This window comes from Enterococcus sp. AZ020 (genome assembly GCF_050499205.1).
In the GTDB taxonomy this organism is placed as follows: Bacteria; Bacillota; Bacilli; order Lactobacillales; family Enterococcaceae; genus Enterococcus_L; species Enterococcus_L dunnyi.
Map to the genome: position 1 here is coordinate 964,881 of NZ_JBIPAT010000001.1, position 16,996 is coordinate 981,876.

Annotated in this window: 17 protein-coding genes; 3 read left to right on the forward strand and 14 right to left on the reverse strand. The window is 36.6% G+C overall.

The window, feature by feature from the left end:
- Nucleotides 1–5: 5 nt before the first annotated feature.
- The 11 genes from IGI58_RS04585 to udk all read right to left on the reverse strand — a co-directional run bounded on the left by IGI58_RS04585 (nt 6) and on the right by udk (nt 12,873).
- On the reverse strand, nt 6–1,874 hold the full coding sequence (locus tag IGI58_RS04585; RefSeq protein ID WP_429955369.1) for a BglG family transcription antiterminator: 1,869 nt from the start codon (nt 1,872–1,874) through the stop codon (nt 6–8).
- Between the two features lie 527 nt (nt 1,875–2,401).
- On the reverse strand, nt 2,402–3,376 hold the full coding sequence (locus tag IGI58_RS04590; RefSeq protein ID WP_429954321.1) for a Gfo/Idh/MocA family protein: 975 nt from the start codon (nt 3,374–3,376) through the stop codon (nt 2,402–2,404).
- Nucleotides 3,377–3,602: 226 nt separating this feature from the next.
- Nucleotides 3,603–3,944, reverse strand: a complete 342-nt coding sequence (locus tag IGI58_RS04595) for a type II toxin-antitoxin system PemK/MazF family toxin (protein ID WP_087640846.1) — start codon at nt 3,942–3,944, stop codon at nt 3,603–3,605.
- A gap of 634 nt (nt 3,945–4,578) precedes the next feature.
- Nucleotides 4,579–6,030, reverse strand: coding sequence for a PASTA domain-containing protein (locus IGI58_RS04600; protein ID WP_429954320.1), 1,452 nt, complete (start codon nt 6,028–6,030; stop codon nt 4,579–4,581).
- On the reverse strand, nt 6,023–6,697 hold the full coding sequence (locus IGI58_RS04605; protein WP_225533531.1) for an ABC transporter ATP-binding protein: 675 nt from the start codon (nt 6,695–6,697) through the stop codon (nt 6,023–6,025). The genes IGI58_RS04600 and IGI58_RS04605 overlap by 8 nt, the downstream gene beginning before the upstream one ends.
- 12 nt (nt 6,698–6,709) lie before the next feature.
- A complete protein-coding gene (locus tag IGI58_RS04610) occupies nt 6,710–8,188 on the reverse strand; it encodes an FtsX-like permease family protein (protein WP_429954319.1) in 1,479 nt (492 codons plus the stop codon).
- A 57-nt stretch (nt 8,189–8,245) separates the two neighbouring features.
- The gene (locus IGI58_RS04615; protein ID WP_429954318.1) at nt 8,246–8,866 is read right to left on the reverse strand and encodes an ATP-binding cassette domain-containing protein; all 621 of its coding nucleotides are present in this window, start codon (nt 8,864–8,866) and stop codon (nt 8,246–8,248) included.
- Nucleotides 8,867–8,919: 53 nt separating this feature from the next.
- Nucleotides 8,920–10,260: an ABC transporter permease gene (locus tag IGI58_RS04620; RefSeq protein WP_429954316.1), complete on the reverse strand. Its 1,341-nt coding sequence runs from the start codon at nt 10,258–10,260 to the stop codon at nt 8,920–8,922.
- 57 nt (nt 10,261–10,317) lie between these two features.
- On the reverse strand, nt 10,318–11,409 hold the full coding sequence (locus tag IGI58_RS04625; protein ID WP_429954315.1) for a sensor histidine kinase: 1,092 nt from the start codon (nt 11,407–11,409) through the stop codon (nt 10,318–10,320).
- The gene (locus tag IGI58_RS04630; protein WP_225533526.1) at nt 11,400–12,068 is read right to left on the reverse strand and encodes a response regulator transcription factor; all 669 of its coding nucleotides are present in this window, start codon (nt 12,066–12,068) and stop codon (nt 11,400–11,402) included. Before IGI58_RS04630 ends, IGI58_RS04625 begins: the two co-directional genes overlap by 10 nt.
- Nucleotides 12,069–12,243: 175 nt before the next feature.
- The gene (udk, locus tag IGI58_RS04635; protein WP_088269912.1) at nt 12,244–12,873 is read right to left on the reverse strand and encodes a uridine kinase; all 630 of its coding nucleotides are present in this window, start codon (nt 12,871–12,873) and stop codon (nt 12,244–12,246) included.
- Nucleotides 12,874–13,019: 146 nt separating this feature from the next.
- Between udk and IGI58_RS04640 the strand changes: the two genes are divergently transcribed.
- Nucleotides 13,020–13,472 carry a GNAT family N-acetyltransferase gene (locus IGI58_RS04640; protein WP_429954314.1) on the forward strand — a complete coding sequence of 151 codons (453 nt, stop codon included), beginning with the start codon at nt 13,020–13,022 and terminating at the stop codon, nt 13,470–13,472.
- Nucleotides 13,473–13,590: 118 nt separating this feature from the next.
- Here IGI58_RS04640 and IGI58_RS04645 read toward each other — a convergent pair whose 3' ends face one another.
- A complete protein-coding gene (locus IGI58_RS04645; protein WP_429954313.1) occupies nt 13,591–14,277 on the reverse strand; it encodes a YjjG family noncanonical pyrimidine nucleotidase in 687 nt (228 codons plus the stop codon).
- On the reverse strand, nt 14,274–15,023 hold the full coding sequence (locus IGI58_RS04650; protein ID WP_429954312.1) for a 16S rRNA pseudouridine(516) synthase: 750 nt from the start codon (nt 15,021–15,023) through the stop codon (nt 14,274–14,276). The genes IGI58_RS04645 and IGI58_RS04650 overlap by 4 nt, the downstream gene beginning before the upstream one ends.
- Before the next feature lie 434 nt (nt 15,024–15,457).
- On the opposite strand from IGI58_RS04650, the gene IGI58_RS04655 reads away from it, so the two are divergent.
- On the forward strand, nt 15,458–16,069 hold the full coding sequence (locus tag IGI58_RS04655; protein ID WP_225533522.1) for a 50S ribosomal protein L25/general stress protein Ctc: 612 nt from the start codon (nt 15,458–15,460) through the stop codon (nt 16,067–16,069).
- 289 nt (nt 16,070–16,358) lie between these two features.
- Nucleotides 16,359–16,679, forward strand: coding sequence for a DUF960 domain-containing protein (locus tag IGI58_RS04660; RefSeq protein ID WP_087640834.1), 321 nt, complete (start codon nt 16,359–16,361; stop codon nt 16,677–16,679).
- A gap of 57 nt (nt 16,680–16,736) precedes the next feature.
- Here IGI58_RS04660 and IGI58_RS04665 read toward each other — a convergent pair whose 3' ends face one another.
- Nucleotides 16,737–16,985: a GlsB/YeaQ/YmgE family stress response membrane protein gene (locus IGI58_RS04665; RefSeq protein WP_087640833.1), complete on the reverse strand. Its 249-nt coding sequence runs from the start codon at nt 16,983–16,985 to the stop codon at nt 16,737–16,739.
- Between the last annotated feature and the right edge of the window lie 11 nt (nt 16,986–16,996).

Below are 16,996 nucleotides of genomic sequence, written 5' to 3' on the forward strand. Positions count from 1 at the left end.
GCATGCTACTCCTCTCGTATATAATTCAATAAAGCAGTGATTTCTGCTTGATTAACCATTAAATCGTTTTTAGCAAAAATTTGTTCGATTTTTCCGACTAATTCCTGCTGTGCCAACAATGTTTCTTTCACTATATTCCCTTCATTCTCGTACTGACTATCAAAGGTAATACGATGGACCATCAACATCACATGAAGTAAAAATGCTTCTCTATATTCACAAGTCAGCTTTTCAGCAAAAGCTTTGAGCAATTCTTCATAAATGACATATATCCGCACTAAAATATCTCTGCTTTCCGCCTCTATTCCCTGTTTTTCTTTCACTTGATGACGTGGGATCAAACGAGGAACTTTTCCAGATTTAGTCTGCGTCAATATTTTATTGACTTCCTCTTGAATGCTATGGATATCCGCCTCTGTCGGTAATGGATTGACTTTGATAAAAGGACGATTCATGATCTCGATTGGGAAAATACTTAAAACGAGATCCGGATTTTTTTCCTCGATCACGTCTACAGCATTCAAAACAGAAGCAAACCCAGCGATTTCGACATTCGCCACTTCTTCTAATATTTTTTGTTCGATCAAGCTTGTCACACCAAGACCTGTTGAACAGACATAGACAATTCGGACAACATTGATTTCATGCTGATTTTTTTCATATGCTACTAAAAAATGCAGCGCAATGTATGCAATAAACGAGTCATTGATCAGTAATGCCGAACCGACAATATCACTTTGACTTGCAAGTTGGATCGCTGAAAACAGCTGCGGGTACTTAGCCTTGATGTCATCAACAAAAGGATTGTACTCATTGATGTAGAGGTGCTTTTTCGTTAAGCGTAAGGACAAATGAGCAAAAAGGTTTGTGAACAACTGCTGATCTCGGTAAAAAGGAAAATTGACTTCTTCTGACACATCTTTGATCAATTCCTCAGTCAAACCAACAATATCTTGCCGATTATTTGCTACAAAAACGTCACTGTAAACATAAAAATATTCATCTGCCAACAACGGTAATTCATAATGATCAAACACTTTTTTCATCAGTAAAAACGGCAACTCTTGTTTTTGCTGTAACACCTTTTGATTCGTGAGCAATTTGTAACCGCCCGCTGTATGATGCAGCTGCATACGTGATGCTGCGATTGCGACTCGCAATGTAATTGAAAGAATTTCAGCATAATTGAATTGATCGAATAAAGAAGGATCGATCAGATTCGTCATTTCTTTCAAAGCGACTTGGTAGATGCTTTGAAAAATCGTATGAACACCTACATGAACTTCCTGCATCTTTTTTTGCTGACCAGATTGAACAAAATAGCTCATGATTTGATAAATGTCATATTCTGTTATCTCTTTTTGTGTGATGTATTCCATCAATAAACGAATCTTACTTTCATCTCCGACAATCGAAAACCCTTGACGGCTTTGCCTATTCAGTACAAGCCCGTATGAAAGAACCAATTCTTCTACACGATCTAAATCACTAATGATCGTATTTCGACTCACCTGAATCTCCTCTGACAATTGTTGAGATGTCAGATGTGCGGGTGCTAATAATAAGCGAAAAATCAATTGATTGATTCTTAATTCTTGGTCTGGATAAGTCTCAAAACGTTCGACCTCAATGATTTCATTTTTCAACGTTAAACGTTCTGAATCTGGAATATCCAACCAAATCCCTTTGTTACGACGTGTATGTAGTTCAACCTTTTGTTCTTTAAACCACTCGCGAACATTGTCTAAATCATATTTGATCGACCGTACACTGACTTGAAAGGTATCTGCTAATTCTTTTGTCGTCACACTCTCTTCTAAGTCTAAAAGCATCAGTAAAATTTTTATTTCGCGTTTTGATAAGTGTAGAGACACTCTACTCACCAACTTTCTTTCCCTTACAATTGAACTATAGCTTGATTTTTATTGCCAAACAACACAAAAAAGTTGCACTTACACAAGTGCAACTTTCTTAATACTCTTATTTATTAAAAAAAAATCAACTTATTCTATTTGTTATTTTACCTCAGTAACCCAAAGTATTCTACTCAGAAATTCAAGTTTCATAAGCTTTTTCATTTAGTGCAACAGATAATAGCTTTTATTAAATACCGCTTGCACCAACAAGTGCAATACTCTTTTTAGCACAAATTAGATCATAAAAAAAAGAAGACCGAAGTCTTCTTTTTACACAGTATTTATAAACATAAATAGATAAAATCTTCTCCACAAAAATATTTATCCGACACGCCTACATCCGGTAGGTATGATTAAACATATGTGCCTCTGTGGATTGGTCAATCACTAGCCGTCAAAACGGAACAGCAAAGCTGTCTGATTGAGTCAACTCGTCGCATGAAGCTACTTTAACATAAATACTCTTTAAACGCAACAGAGATTCTTCAGCCAACCTGACCTTCTTTTAACCATTGCGTATACAGATTATCTACTAAAGTAACTGTCTGAAGGGTCATTTCCTTCGTCATTATCGGACTTTCAATCATCCCTTGGTTCAAACAGCTATTCACATGATCGATCTCAAATTCAAATTCACTTTCAAAATCAGCGGTTAACTTTTCCTGTTTGTCATTATTGTAATAAATCATCGCCTCACGTGCTTTCCAAAACTCAGGAATTTCGATTCTGCCTTTTTCACCATAAATCGTCATTTTGCTCGGAATATCTACTTTAACAGAAATAAAAATATTCCCTAATACTTGGTTTTGAAATTTTAAGCTCAAATTTGCTTGATCATCTGTTTGGCCTTTTTCAGCAGTTGCGTTTCCATAATACTCTGTAATCCCTTGTCCCAACAAAAACTGCATATACTGGATCGGATAACTGCCTGAGCCATGTAGCGCTCCACCACCTGCTGTCAAAGAATGGAACCATGAAATATGATCGACACTCGGATAGGTCGTTACAGACTGTAATAGCTGAATACGTCCAATTTTCTGCTGCTCGATTGCCTCTTTGACTTGCATAGTGACAGGTAGAAATACTGCTTTTTGAGCTTCCATCAAAAAACAACCATTCTTTTCTGCTAACTCAAAAAGTTCTGCTGCCTGTTTACTATCAAGCGTAAAAGGTTTCTCCACCAGCACGTGCTTACCATGCAGCAATGCTTGTTTCGCATTTTCATAATGGCCTTTATTATAGGTTGCTACATAAATAATATCGATCTCTTGATCCTGATACAATTCTTCATAACTTCCATAAGCTTTTGGAATAGCTAAGTCTGTTGCCATTTTTTTTGCTTTTGCCAAAGATCTTGAAGCAATCGCAGTTGCTTCACCTTGATGGCTTTTTCTGATTCCCTGAACAAAACGAGGCACAATTTGAGCTGTACTTAAAATCCCATAACGAATCGGTCTCATTCATCTCAACTCCTTTTCTCTACTATAGCTATTATTCACTATAATTTCAAAAAACCTCTATTTTATCACTTACAAAAAAACTGGAAGTACAGATAGTGAATGTCTCCCAGCCGATCGATTATTAACATTTTAAAGCATCGATACAGATTTCCCCAACAGTTTCCCAATATCGCTTATCTGCAAATAAAAAATGCCTATGTACAACTTACTTATGTATCACTTTTACTTATCGAATACCAATACTGATTTTCAACGCCTGATCGACCTTCAGCATATCATCATCCTGTAACTGACAAATTTTATGCAAAATTCGTTCTTTATCCAGCGTTCGGATTTGCTCTAGTAATACCAAAGACGGCGTCATCCGATCTTCATGCGGAATATCTACTTTCACCTGTGTCGGCTGCATTTTCTTATTCACATTCCTCGTGATCGGAGCAACAATCAATGTCGGACTAAATAGATTTCCCTTATTATTTTGGATAATCAATACAGGTCTTATCCCGCCTTGCTCTGAACCAATCACAGGTGAGAGATTCGCATAAAATATTTCTCCTCTTCGTATCATCGTAATTTATCACCCCTTATTCACAAAACACTATTTTTGTAAATTATATCATGCTTTTACATTGGAATTTTTCAATATTTTATGCTATTTACTAAAAACTTTGATAATCTCTATAAAAGGAAAATTTGATGAGAAAAACCTTTCAGATAGATGTTCTTCCAAAAAGATATTTTATTCAAATATACTTAACGAACTATAAATAAAATCGAATATAAAAAAGACATTCCGTTCATAAAAAAATGATTTTCTCTAAAAAAGAGAAACTTCCTTTTATATACATGAATTTACATAAATAAAAAATAACGTTTAAATATTATAGATATCAACTGTTACGTTTTCATTTTGATTTCATATAAATGATTTTCATATGCAAATAATACAAAATAATTTGTTTTTATTAATCATAAAAAAAGATGATATTTACTCCTCATTAAATTCTAATAAAAAAAGAGTGACTGGGTTATAACTCTACGAGTTATAACCCAGTCACTTCAAAAACAGATAAACGATGGAAACAGATGGAGGGCTTTCTTATTTCTTGATTCCCGAAATTGAACACTTCTGTTCCAACCTCCTAGAAACTTGATCATTCGATCTTCTATCCTAATTTTTTTCAATCGCTTTTATTCACCACTCAGCGTTCTTCCTTTTCTTCATCAGGTTCAGAATCTGCTCCAGATGAGTTATTCGCTTTAGGAGTAGCTGCTCCAGCCAAATTACCTAAACTAATATCAAGTCCAACAGTATATTCCAAAGGAACATACTGATTATATGCGCTCATCCCTACAACTGTTCCTTTAGGTTCAGCAGAATCTACATATCTCACAGTATATCGAATATTCGCTCCTTTAGATTGAAATTCTTCATAGAAATATTTTTGTAGATCTCCTTCGACCGTATTGTTCCTCAAATCTTTCAAGTAAGGCTGCCCCGATGAGTAATACACATCTACCTTTAAATCATCTTTACTAGTCAACGTTGTTCCAGCTTCAACACTTTGGGAAATCAGTTGACCATAAGGAACATTCGCGGTAAAAATCGTTTTCGCCTTGACAGTCAAGCCTTCTACAGCAGAACCAGCTTCTTCCTGTGTATATTCAGCAAAATTCGGTACCACATACCCTTTACCTAAAGAAACTGTGACAGTCATGCTGTCTTTTTTAGCTATCTTCTGATCTTTGGCAATACTTTGTGAGATAATACTTTCCGCCGGTATTTCTGCTGAACTAGCCTCCTCGTATGTCACCTTGATTTCATTGGTCTTCGCCCAGCTCTCAACTTCTGCTTTCGGCTTCTTGGTGAAATCAGGAACAGAAATATTCTTTTCAAACGTTTCTTTGCCTTTTGAATAATACATATTCGCTTTATCTTTACGTTTATAGTTTTCCTTCTTGACTTCTTTATTGACGATTTCAAAACGAATCGATTTGCCTTTTTCCAACGTCTCATTGTATTCGTCGATCAGAGAAATATTATCTGCATGATTCTTTTTGATCCATTGCTCTGCTTCTGATTTTTTCATCGTCATAAAATCAGGTAATGTCAATTTTTCTTCCGGATCTGCACCTAAACTAGCTGTGACTTTTAGCTCAGAGCCTTTTTTGATTTTGCTGCCTTTTTTTGATTTTTGTGTAATCACTTTATTCGTCTCGACATTCTTATCGTATTTCTGTTCGACATCGATCTTTACTTTATTTTCAGTTGCCCATGTTCGTGCTTCAGCTAAGTCTTTCCCAGAAAAATCTGGTACTTTAACATGCGTCATTTGATAATAAGTGAAATAGACAACGCCTAACAAAATGATTGCACCGATTCCAATCAGTATAAACTTTTTTTTGCGTTTTTGATGATACGTTGGATCGATCTGCGTTTCAGAATCCACCTGGCTTCTGCTCATAGTTGGAATGATCTCATCGGCCGCTTGAAAATCATTGGCTGGCTCCACAAATGTTTCTGCGGGCTTATCTACCACGTTACGCGGCAGCGGTTCTTGCTTTTGCAGTCGTTCTTCTTGTTTTGTCTGTTGCTTCTTCTCTTTAGTTTCCTTATAGCTGTCTTTATTGAAATTTGATAAAAAATCACTCATTCAACATCAACTCACCTTGCTTTAGAAAATAAGTTTTATCTGATTGATTCGCAATTTCATTCGAGTGGGTAACAACGATCACACATTTATTATGTGTTTCAGCTAGATCTTTGAAAATATCGACAATTTCCTGCTCCATTCCCTCATCCAAATTCCCGGTAGGTTCATCTGCAAGAATAATATCGACATTTGTTGCTAAAGCTCTGGCAATCGCCACACGTTGCTGCTCTCCACCTGACAGCTGCCCTACTAAACGATCCGCTTTACTTTTATTGATCCCGATATAATCCAATAAATTATACGCAACCTCACGATCATCCTTCGGCATATCATTATCTGTGATCGACATAGCAACTAAGACATTTTCTAAAGCAGTCAGATACGGCACTAAATTGTAGCTTTGAAAGATGATACTAATGTCATCTCTGCGGTATTTTTCCAAACCGATTTCCTTGATATTTTGCCCTTTATACAGCACTTCACCCGATTTAGGTTCATCTAATGCACTGATCAAAGAAAGAAAGGTCGTCTTTCCCGACCCTGATTGCCCTAAGATGGTGTAAAATTGCCCCTGCTCAAAATTGATCGATGTATCCTGTAAAATCATCCGACGTTTGTCCCCGTCCTGATAAAAATAGCTCACGTTTTTTGCTTGTAAAATTGTCATTCTGATTTCCTCCTACATCATGATTTTCTTTGGATTCAGCCTTAAAACATACGTCAAAGGTAAAACAGCAGAGAATAAAACTGTACTTAATCCGGCAATCAAAAATGTTATGATGTAGCTAAAAGAAAATCTCACTTCATAAGCTCCTGTCACTTCTTCACTTGTTAAACTCGGCAGATTAGTCGTTCCGCCCATCATCATCATACCATTCGTACTCGCGCTTTCAGTTTGTGAAAAAGCATCGCTGGCAACTAAGGATTCTGAAACCATTTTTCCAAGAAAATTCCCTGTTACTAAGGACAAACACATTGCAACGAGACTGATCAGCAATAATTCGATCAAAATCTGCTGCATCACCTTCATTCTACTTTCTCCTAAAGAAAGATAAATACCAAGCTCATGTTTACGATCACGTAAAAATAGAATGACCACTAAAGAAATGATCAATAACGTCGCACCGATCGCTAAAACAACCACGTAGCCGGAAATTTGCGACATCTTTTTGACTGTACCGCCAACTTGATCATATTGATCTGTTGAGGCATTCAATTTGTAGCCCTCAGGAATACTCGCTTTAGCTTCTTCTTTAAAGGCTTCTACATCTTCCGGAGATTTTAAGTTATACGTAGGCGTGATTTGAACAGTATCTTCAAATGTCGCCTCTGAGCCATCTGTATTTTTATAACGATCCGGCAATAACTCTTTCCCTTTGTCAAATTCAACTTTACTGATTGCTTTTACTGCATCATTTGGCATATATACTGTATTGAATTGTTCTGTTTCTAAAAATTGCTCATTTATTCCTTGCTTTTCTTTGTCATCTGACTTTTTCTTTTCCACACTGGCAGGTTCAAAAATACCAATGATCTCAACTGGATGATCTTGACTTCCGACCTCTTCCATTGACCCGTCAGCCTTATGATCAATTATAGAGCTATCTAAAACTACTTTATCACCGACATTAAATCCATTTTCTTCTGCGACTTTCTTTGAAATAATTGCAACGTCTTTTCCATTGTTGATTTCATCTTGCTTAAAGGTTCTACCTTCAACCAAGTTCACATTCTTATCTTTAAAATCCAATGGCTCTAATAAATTCGTCCCTTTAAGATTCAGCATATTCGACATATTACTGACTACACCAGAATTTTCCTGTTCATAGGTTTTGATTTTTTTTACGAACAACGTCGTTTTCACATTGTAATCAAAATCCTTGACGTATGTTGATTTTCCTAATTGTTTAATGGTTTCTTCTTTTAATGTACCTGGAGAAAACGACTGTCCTTCTTCCATCATTTTGTCAAAGTCCAATTCGACTGTGACCATCGCACCTAGATCATTTTTGATTTTCTTTTCTACATTTGCCGAAGATTGCTGGATCGCAATAGATCCCGCAATGACATTTCCTAAAATGAAAATAACAGCAAATAGAATAATCGATTTCCCTTTTCTTCTTGTTACACTACATAATGCCCGATTCCAATAATTCATACATTTTTCCTTCCCATCGTACAATCTCTTTATTGATCTGGGAAGAAAGGGGTCCTTTTACATCCCGTCAATTTCCGTATTGTCCTTGATAAATGATAGCTTCCCACCATTCAGCCCCCATAATTCATCTACATAAGCTGCAATTTTTTGCGATTGCGAACCAATGATGATGCACTTGTTTTCATTTTTTGCATATACACATAAATAAGCCATGATCGCCTCTAGAGAAAGCTCACTTAGCGTCTTTTCCGGAGCATCTAATAGAATGATTTCGGGATCATTCAACGTAGCTTTTGCTAAGGATACCTTTTGCTGATCTGCGGCAGACAGTTTTTTGATTTTTCTACTTGCTTGTTTCTCATTTATTCCCACTTCTTTTAGCCGTTTAAGAAACTGTTCTGTATCATTTCCTTGCCTCCAGGACAGTAGCTTGAACATCGTTAGTGCACTCGCATCAGAAAGTAGATTATATTGCTGAAAAACTGTGCCGACTTCTTTTCTACGATAACGATCTCGGTCTATTTTTTGAAAATTCTGATTCTTAAACAGAACATCACCGTTAGAAATTTTGCCGAATCCTGCTAAAAGAGCCAGTAGAGCTGTCTTTTCAGCATTATTTTCCCCTAAAATCCCATACACTTTTCCTGCTGAAAAATCCACTGTGATCCCTTTTAACATTGTCACTTTACTTTTTTTATGTGTATAAACTATATTTTTAAGAGAGAGAATCGTCACTCGTCTAAATTCCTTTCTAACAAAAACTCTATTGGGTCAAATTTAACGATCTTATAGCTGTCGATCAAAATAATGCTTATGATGAATAGACTGGTGATCACTAAGAGCAGTAGGAGAGCGCTCCCATTGATCTCAATTGGAACTGAGTTGATAGATGTCAAAGATTCATTGATCATCGCATTTGAAATCTGTTCAAAATCTCCAATCATATTTTTTTGACTATTCAACTGCCAATCTGCAATCGTTTGAACCGCAAAGACAACTGATCCAAAACTTACCGCAATACTCACCGCTGCCACGAAAAGCAATTCAACAAACCTACTCACTATCAATTCTCTATTTGCAATACCAGCATTTTTTAATAAATAGATTTCTGTTTGTGACTGTTTGAACCGCCTAGCTGAAAATAACGCAAGTCCTACTACTCCAAAAATCAAACTACCTAAAAATAGACTCCCCGACAAAATCTTCATGCTGTTTACTGGACTTAGCAACAACTTTTTATTCGTATCGTTGGTCATGAGATAGTAATTTTTCAGGCTATCCATACTTTTCATTTTTTTCAAGAATGTTTGACTGCTTTTTACATCTTTAAACTTATAAGAAGCTGTGATATAGCCTAATTGTTGGAAGTTTTTCATCCCTTCAACGGTATCCCAGTTGGTAAAAATATCATTTTCTTGAAATATCCCCCATCCAGAAGTCGTTGTTGTCCCAGCTCTCTTTTTTGACCGGTAAGTCCCTGCGATAGTCAACCGCTTCTTTTCTTTCTGACCATCAACTGTCGTCGATATCTGAATCGTATCACCAACCTGTAGATCATTTAATTCAGCCAAGTCATGACTGATCAAGCATTCATTCAAGCCAAGATTCACTGTTCCAGTGAAGACTTCCTGATTACGCTGAAAAAGTTCCTGTACAAGTCCTTCTTTATCCAAGCCCTGCATGATCCCCATGACTTCCTGTGTCATTTGATTTGCAGCACTATCAAAGGTTTCCATTTGGAGTTGCCCTTTTTCATCAAGGGGTTTTAAGTGTTCGAATGAGACTTGTATATTCCCGACTACCTTTGTTTGATCGATAGAATCTGATTGACCTAATTTAAGATATTCCTCTTTTGTTAGTTTTTCTTCATGCGCTGCATTTAAATCTGTCGGCAAAATCGTTACGATTGGTGTAAAATGCTGTGCGTATCCTTCTGCAAATTTCTTGGTTGAAGTAAAAATGAGTCCCGCTGATAAAGCTATAAAAATTAAAAACAGCAATAAACTTCCAATCAACATGTGCTGCCAGCAATGTCTTTTTACATTTAAAAGCGCATGTTTTAAGACGAGCATCTTCCTGCTCCACTCCTTTCTTGAACCTACTATAACAAATCGATTGTTAACTGAATGTTAACTTTGAGAAATTTGCGGAAATGACAGATAAAAAGTTGAGCCCTCATCTTTTTTACTATCCACATAAACAAATCCCTGACATAACTTACATACATGCGAAACAACTGATAAGCCGATTCCATAGCCATCCTGTTTTAATGCATTGATTCGAAAACGATGAGTAAAAATCGTATGTTGTCGCTCAAGTTCGATTCCTTTACCGCGATCTTTGATTTTGACTATGACACTGCCCTTTTTACAACTAACGACAACATCGATTGGTTTGCCTTCTCCATATTTGATAGCATTATCCACTAAATTTGAAACAGCTCTGTAGATCCAACGGTTTTTTCCTAAGATAAATGTTGATTCGGTTTCTTCAAACGTAAATGATAGTGCAGGATAACTTTTTTGATAAGCATCACAAACCTCTGCACAAATCAGCGATACATCTACCTGTTCACTAGAATGCTCTTCCACATTGTTGGACAAGGTCAACACATCGTCGATACTGTCCGTCAGACGATCTAAAATAGACAGATTTCCAGATTCATTTGCCTCCAACTCCAAATTCGCTCTTAAAATCGCGATCGCATTTTTTTGTTCATGCGTTAAATAGCTGCTCAGCCGTTTGTAATCATCCAGATTCCCATCAAGTTTGTCTTTCAATTGTTTAAAAGCGTGAGCAACAGCTTTATCTTCAACATTTTTTTCATTAAATTTTTCTAAAAACTGTAGATCATGAATGATCCGGACCATTTGTTTTGTATATATCCGCCGTAAAACCACCCATAAGGTTATCGTTAAAAGCAGTAATGCACATGAAACGAGTAAAATAATCAATGGTAAATACTTCAAAAACGAATTCATGTATATTTCATCCAATGTTTCTGTACTTACCATCTCTTCAGCTGCAAATTCGATGCTCTCAGCTGGTTGAAAATCTGTCAGTTGATTTGTTTTTACAACATAAACTGCCGAACCGATCGACTCCCCAATGTTAAGTGACTGCCAATTTGTTTTAAGCGCAAAAAAGCCGCCGCTGATAATTAAAATAATAAAAAAAGCAAAGGTAATGATCGTTAAACCGATTTTGAATGTTACTCGCATAATTGATATCCTTTCGCACGAATTGTTTTAAGCAAGTCTTTCCCTGAAGCTTGGGCAAGCTGCTTTTTTAGTCTAGCCATATGGACCCTCAAGACAGAAGAAAAAGGGTTAAAATTTTCATCATAAACGTGTTCAGCAATCTCCTCTGTTGAAACAACAGCCGGATGCTTTTGTGCAATGCATAAAAGAATATCGAATTCTTTCGGTTTTAAAGCAATTTCGTGCATCCCATAACTCGCACAGCGTTTAACAGGATCTATCATCAATTCATTGATCTTGATTTGCGGTGTTGCCCGTCCATGGAATCTTCGTACAACTGCCCGAATCCGCGCAGTCAATTCAAGCAACTCAAAGGGTTTTACTAAATAGTCATCTGCGCCAAAATCAAGACCTTTCGCTCGTTCCTCTATTTCATCTCTTGCAGTAATAATAATGATTGGACTATCGACGGCCTTTTCTCTCAAAAAATGTAAGATTGCCAATCCATCTTTATCTGGTAAATTTAAATCTAACAAAATAGCATCGTATGTATTTACATAAGCTTTTTCTTCTCCTTCTAGACCAGTAAAAGCCAGATCTACTAAAAATTTTTCTCGCTCTAATCCTTTTTGTACAGAGAAAGCTAACTCACGATTATCCTCAATAACCAAGACACGCATTCAATCACCCTTTCCAACTTTTCTTTTACATGTTGATAGATACCTCATACGATACTATAAGCTGGAACGCTTTGTCTATGTTCCTTTTTTGAAGTTTTTGTAAAATAACAAAAACACAAGTAGAAGCACTCGATTTTCTCAAGCGTTTTTACTTGTGTTTTTTATCAACTCTATTCTAGATTTCGTTTAAAATACTTGCAACTTTCGTAGTGATCAAATCGATCGCTACATGATTTTCTCCGCCTTCCGGCACAATAACATCTGCATAGCGTTTCGTCGGTTCAATAAATTGATGATACATTGGTTTGACGACGGTCAAGTATTGTTCAATAACGGAGTCCAGTGTTCTGCCCCGTTCTTCCATATCGCGCTTGATCCTGCGAATGATTCGAATATCATCGTCTGTATCCACGTACAATTTGATATCCATTAGGTCTCTCAAACGTTGGTCTTCCAAAATCAGAATCCCTTCTAAAATAATCACTTCTTTTGGTTCCTGAATCAAAACATCCGAGCTTCTTGTATGCGCAACATAATCATACACAGGTTTTTCAATGGTTTGATAAGCGATCAATTGTTTTAAATGTTCAATCAGTAAATCTGTATCAAACGCAAAAGGATGATCATAATTGGTCGTCAGTCTTTCTTCAAAACTTAAATGGCTCTGATCTTTATAATAAGAATCCTGCTCCAACATCATAATCGAATGATTCGGGAAATGATTAAAAATTGCTCGGCTCACGCTGGTTTTTCCACTACCAGATCCACCAGTTACACCAATCACGATTGGTTGATTATTTTTCATTCAGCGAAACCTCTCTCTTAACATAATAGTCATAATAACCTTTATCTATTATAATAGAAACAAGAGAGATTACCACAATTTTATGTACATTTTTTGATAAAATCATTTTAATTGAAAACAAATCAGCTTCTAAAAAGGAGGAAACCATGCTTATAAGAAAAGTGGAAACATTTACCCCTACTCACTTAGAATTACTTCTATCTGCTGATCCAAATAAAGAATTAGTCGAAGAATACATCAAACGCAGCTTTTGTTTTGAATCATTAGATGATGGTCACGTCACTGGCATTGTCGTTTTGCTTCCCACAAGACCAGAAACATTGGAGATCGTAAACATTGCTGTTTTAGAACAATTTCAAGGGCAAGGGATCGGTGAACAGTTGATTTCCTTTGCCCTTACTCAAGCAAAAGAGCATTCGTATAAAACAGTTGAGATTGGTACTGGCAGTACAAGTTTTGGTCAATTGTATCTTTATCAAAAATGCGGCTTTCGCATGACTGGTATCGACCGAGATTTTTTTATACGGCATTATGAGGAGGAAATTTTAGAAAATAAACTAGTTTTAAAAGACATGGTACGTTTGAGCATCGATGTTTAAACAAAGAAATGCGATAGCAGTTGCTTAGATCGGAACAATACGAAAAGTGTAGAACAAGACCTAAATTTAGGTTTTGTTCTACACTTTTGTTTACTGATATGTTATGGTTACATTCATTTTAATCCGCTAAAATCGTGAAGATATCATCCAGCTTACGGATCTCATATGTTGGCTGGATCACGCCATCTGTTGCTTGGTTCTCTGGATTGAGCCAAAGCGTTTGGATATCTGCTTTGTTTCCTCCTTGAATATCAGAGGCCAGAGAATCTCCAATGATCATTGTCTTTTCCCGATCAAAGTTTGGAATTCGATCAAATACATAATCAAAATATTCTTTCATCGGCTTTTGATACCCTACTTCTTCTGACACAAAAATATCATCGAAAAAAGGGGTCATCTGTGAATCTTTTAGTCGTTGATATTGGGTTTTAGCAACACCATTTGTTACAATATATAATTCATAATCTGGTCTTAAGCGAGAAATGATCTCTTTACTATTTCCTAGTAAATCATGTCCTTGACTCAAATGATAGCGATATTTTTCACCCATCTGTTTCCCATCGACTTTTTTCCCATATTGCTCAAATAATAGACTAAAACGAGTATCTATCACTGTTTTTTTATCCGTTTTACCTTGTTCAAATTCGCGCCAAAGTCGATGATTGATTTTTTTATAGGTTGTTTCGATTTCTTCTGTCAAAGGAATTTCTTCTTCTTGAAATAGAGCATGTAGTGCTTTTTTCTCTGTCAACTTAAAATCTAATAGCGTATCATCAACATCAAATAGTAGTGTTTTAAATTTCATTTTCTAGACTCTTTTCTTTTTTTATGAATAGTGAAATAAGGAAGTAGGCTCGTAAGCTCCTGTTGGTTCAACGGGCGATATTGTCCTAATGCTAATGTATCATCAAGGACTAACGGTCCCATTGTAATACGTTTTAAATACGTCACTTTTTTCCCGACAGACAAAAACATCTTCTTGACCTGATGAAATTTTCCCTCTGTGATATCCAGATAGGCTCGACTTTCATTTATTGTGGAAGTCAATATTATTAACTCAGCAGCTTTACATATTTCTCCGTCAGAAAATACGATTCCTTTTTCAAAGGCAACCTGATCAGCTTTCGTCAAGGGTTCATTTACGATGACTTCATAGCGTTTCAATACTTTTTTATGAGGCAGCAGCAACTGATACCCTAATTGACCATTATCTGTAATAAGCAACAGCCCTTCTGTATCACGATCCAGTCTACCTACTGGATATAATCCGCTTCTCTGATCATTTGGCTTGATCAAATCGATCACGGTTTGATGCTTAGCATCCTTTACGGCTGTGACGATTCCTTGAGGTTTATTCAGCATGTAATAAACGTGGGTCTGATTTTCTATCTTACGACTGCCCACAACGATTTCCTGCAATGAAGCATCTACATTCAGACTCTCATCTAAGATCGTTCGTCCATCTACGCAAACCTGCTTACTTTTGATCAAGGCTTTGACTCTTCTTTTGGAGCCTATTTTTTCCTGCTCTAATAGCTTATCTAAACGCATCTATTTTCCTCATTTCCCTTAATAGTTTAGTATACACAAGCTCGTTTGAAAAGGATAATGTTTTTTCGCTTCCCTTGACTTAACTTTAGATTAGGGTTATGGTTGATATAGAAAGTGAATAAGGTTTCTCAAAAACAGCGTAATGACCTGGGAGAGAATAAGGTATCATATGGAATTTTCCCTGGATGATTGTGCACAATTATTCGGGATTTTTTGTTTTTGCGGTACGTTTTGTAGAAGCTGCTTGTTCGTTTCATAGATGAACAGAAAACCTTAGCTACGTTTTAAGCTTTACATGTTTACACCTGTGTCAGCAAGACATTTATATTCCATCATGTTGCGTTTTGCAGATAACCAACTATGAATTCACTTGGTTTATCTAGCTTTGCGAGTCCATCTCGTTCAGCTTTTAAATTTAAGGAGGAATTTAGGTTATGTCAGTATCATTAGAAGTTAAAGAAAGAGCTGTCCGTCCACGTTCACTAAGAAATCAACTACGTCACTCTGGTCAAGTTCCTGCCGTCGTTTATGGATATGAGATCGAAAGTACTCCTATTTCCGTTGAAGAAAAAGAATTGACCAAAATTTTGCGTGATAATGGTGTCAATGCCGTGATCACAATGACTGTCGGGGGCAAAAAAATCAATACATTGATGTATAAAGCCCAATTAGATACCTTTACAGGCCAAATGAAACACGTTGAATTTTTGGCTGTAAATATGAAAGAAGCTACAGAAGTTGAAGCTGAAATAGTTTTAGTCGGCGAATCTGCCGGCGTTAAATCAGGCGGTGTTTTAGCACAAAACCTGTATAACGTTCTTGTTTCAGCAACTCCAGATAAATTACCAGAACGTGTTGAAGTCGACATCACAGACTTAGCGATCGGTGACGCAATTACCGTTGCTGATCTACCTAAGAATAATGATTACGACATCATCACGGAAGCAGAAGAACAAATTGCAGCTGTGGTAGAAGCTCAAGCAGCTGAAGAAGAAACTCCAGAAGAAGCAGCAGAACCTACTGTGATCGGTGAAAAAGAAGAATAATCAATAGAACAGAGTTGCTGAATTCTGATGAGTAACATCTGATTCTATCATCTATTTGAGTTTAGAGAGCGGGACAAAACTGAGTTTTAGTTTTTGTTCCGCCCTTTTTTGCGATATTTCTGAAGTATCTGGCCTTCGGGTACCATTTATTAAGAATTAAATGATGAAACAAAACTGTTTTCGTCAATTTCGAGCATGATAGTTGCTTTTTTTAGCAAACTTTCCGGAAGCTTGTTTTTCTGAAATAAGGTATACTGTTTGTATTAGATCGTTAAAGGAGGTCAAATAGATGGTTGAAACTTTTGATAAACAACGCAGACGTTATGCTTCTTTAGGGGTGGTCGAGCGTTTACCTGGTGCTTTGATCGATAGTATTTGGTTGATCATCGATATCGATTTGAAAGGTCTCGTACCGCTAACCAACATGTTATACTTTGATTTGATCGATAATGATGGAAAAGTGACGATTCATTTTTCACAGGAAATCAGTGATGTCCAAATGGCCATTGACTTACCTTTTCCTTACTCCGATGAATATCCCTCACAAGTCTTTGCTTTTGATGATGGGAATAAAGAAACGATTCTGCTACCTGCGGAAATGCTTGAATAAACACCTAAAAAAAGATGACCAGATAAGCAACTACTGCTCACCTGGTCGTCTCTTTTTTTACGCCATTCGTTTTACAATAAATGAATAAATCGCAATACAGATGACGGCGCCAATCAATGCTGAGATGATTGGGAATCCGCCAATAACGGGGCCGAAGCTACCTAATAATTTCGTTCCTACCCAGCTTCCGATAAAACCTACGATGATGTTTCCAATGACACCGCCTGGGACATCTCTACCTAAAATCGCTCCGGCGATCGCACCTAGTACACCACCGACGATCAATGACCAAATAAAGCTTAACATTTAGCTTCTCC

Coding starts and splice junctions, on each gene's coding strand:
- IGI58_RS04590 (WP_429954321.1), bottom strand. CDS start 3,376: ATGAGACCGATTCGTTATGGGATTTTAAGTACAGCTCAAATTGTGCCT.
- IGI58_RS04610 (WP_429954319.1), bottom strand. CDS start 8,188: ATGAATTATTGGAATCGGGCATTATGTAGTGTAACAAGAAGAAAAGGG.
- IGI58_RS04600 (WP_429954320.1), bottom strand. CDS start 6,030: ATGAGTGATTTTTTATCAAATTTCAATAAAGACAGCTATAAGGAAACT.
- udk (WP_088269912.1), bottom strand. CDS start 12,873: ATGAAAAATAATCAACCAATCGTGATTGGTGTAACTGGTGGATCTGGT.
- IGI58_RS04665 (WP_087640833.1), bottom strand. CDS start 16,985: ATGTTAAGCTTTATTTGGTCATTGATCGTCGGTGGTGTACTAGGTGCG.
- IGI58_RS04640 (WP_429954314.1), top strand. CDS start 13,020: ATGCTTATAAGAAAAGTGGAAACATTTACCCCTACTCACTTAGAATTA.
- IGI58_RS04650 (WP_429954312.1), bottom strand. CDS start 15,023: ATGCGTTTAGATAAGCTATTAGAGCAGGAAAAAATAGGCTCCAAAAGA.
- IGI58_RS04655 (WP_225533522.1), top strand. CDS start 15,458: ATGTCAGTATCATTAGAAGTTAAAGAAAGAGCTGTCCGTCCACGTTCA.
- IGI58_RS04630 (WP_225533526.1), bottom strand. CDS start 12,068: ATGCGTGTCTTGGTTATTGAGGATAATCGTGAGTTAGCTTTCTCTGTA.
- IGI58_RS04615 (WP_429954318.1), bottom strand. CDS start 8,866: ATGTTAAAAGGGATCACAGTGGATTTTTCAGCAGGAAAAGTGTATGGG.
- IGI58_RS04605 (WP_225533531.1), bottom strand. CDS start 6,697: ATGACAATTTTACAAGCAAAAAACGTGAGCTATTTTTATCAGGACGGG.
- IGI58_RS04625 (WP_429954315.1), bottom strand. CDS start 11,409: ATGCGAGTAACATTCAAAATCGGTTTAACGATCATTACCTTTGCTTTT.
- IGI58_RS04645 (WP_429954313.1), bottom strand. CDS start 14,277: ATGAAATTTAAAACACTACTATTTGATGTTGATGATACGCTATTAGAT.
- IGI58_RS04660 (WP_087640834.1), top strand. CDS start 16,359: ATGGTTGAAACTTTTGATAAACAACGCAGACGTTATGCTTCTTTAGGG.
- IGI58_RS04620 (WP_429954316.1), bottom strand. CDS start 10,260: ATGCTCGTCTTAAAACATGCGCTTTTAAATGTAAAAAGACATTGCTGG.
- IGI58_RS04595 (WP_087640846.1), bottom strand. CDS start 3,944: ATGATACGAAGAGGAGAAATATTTTATGCGAATCTCTCACCTGTGATT.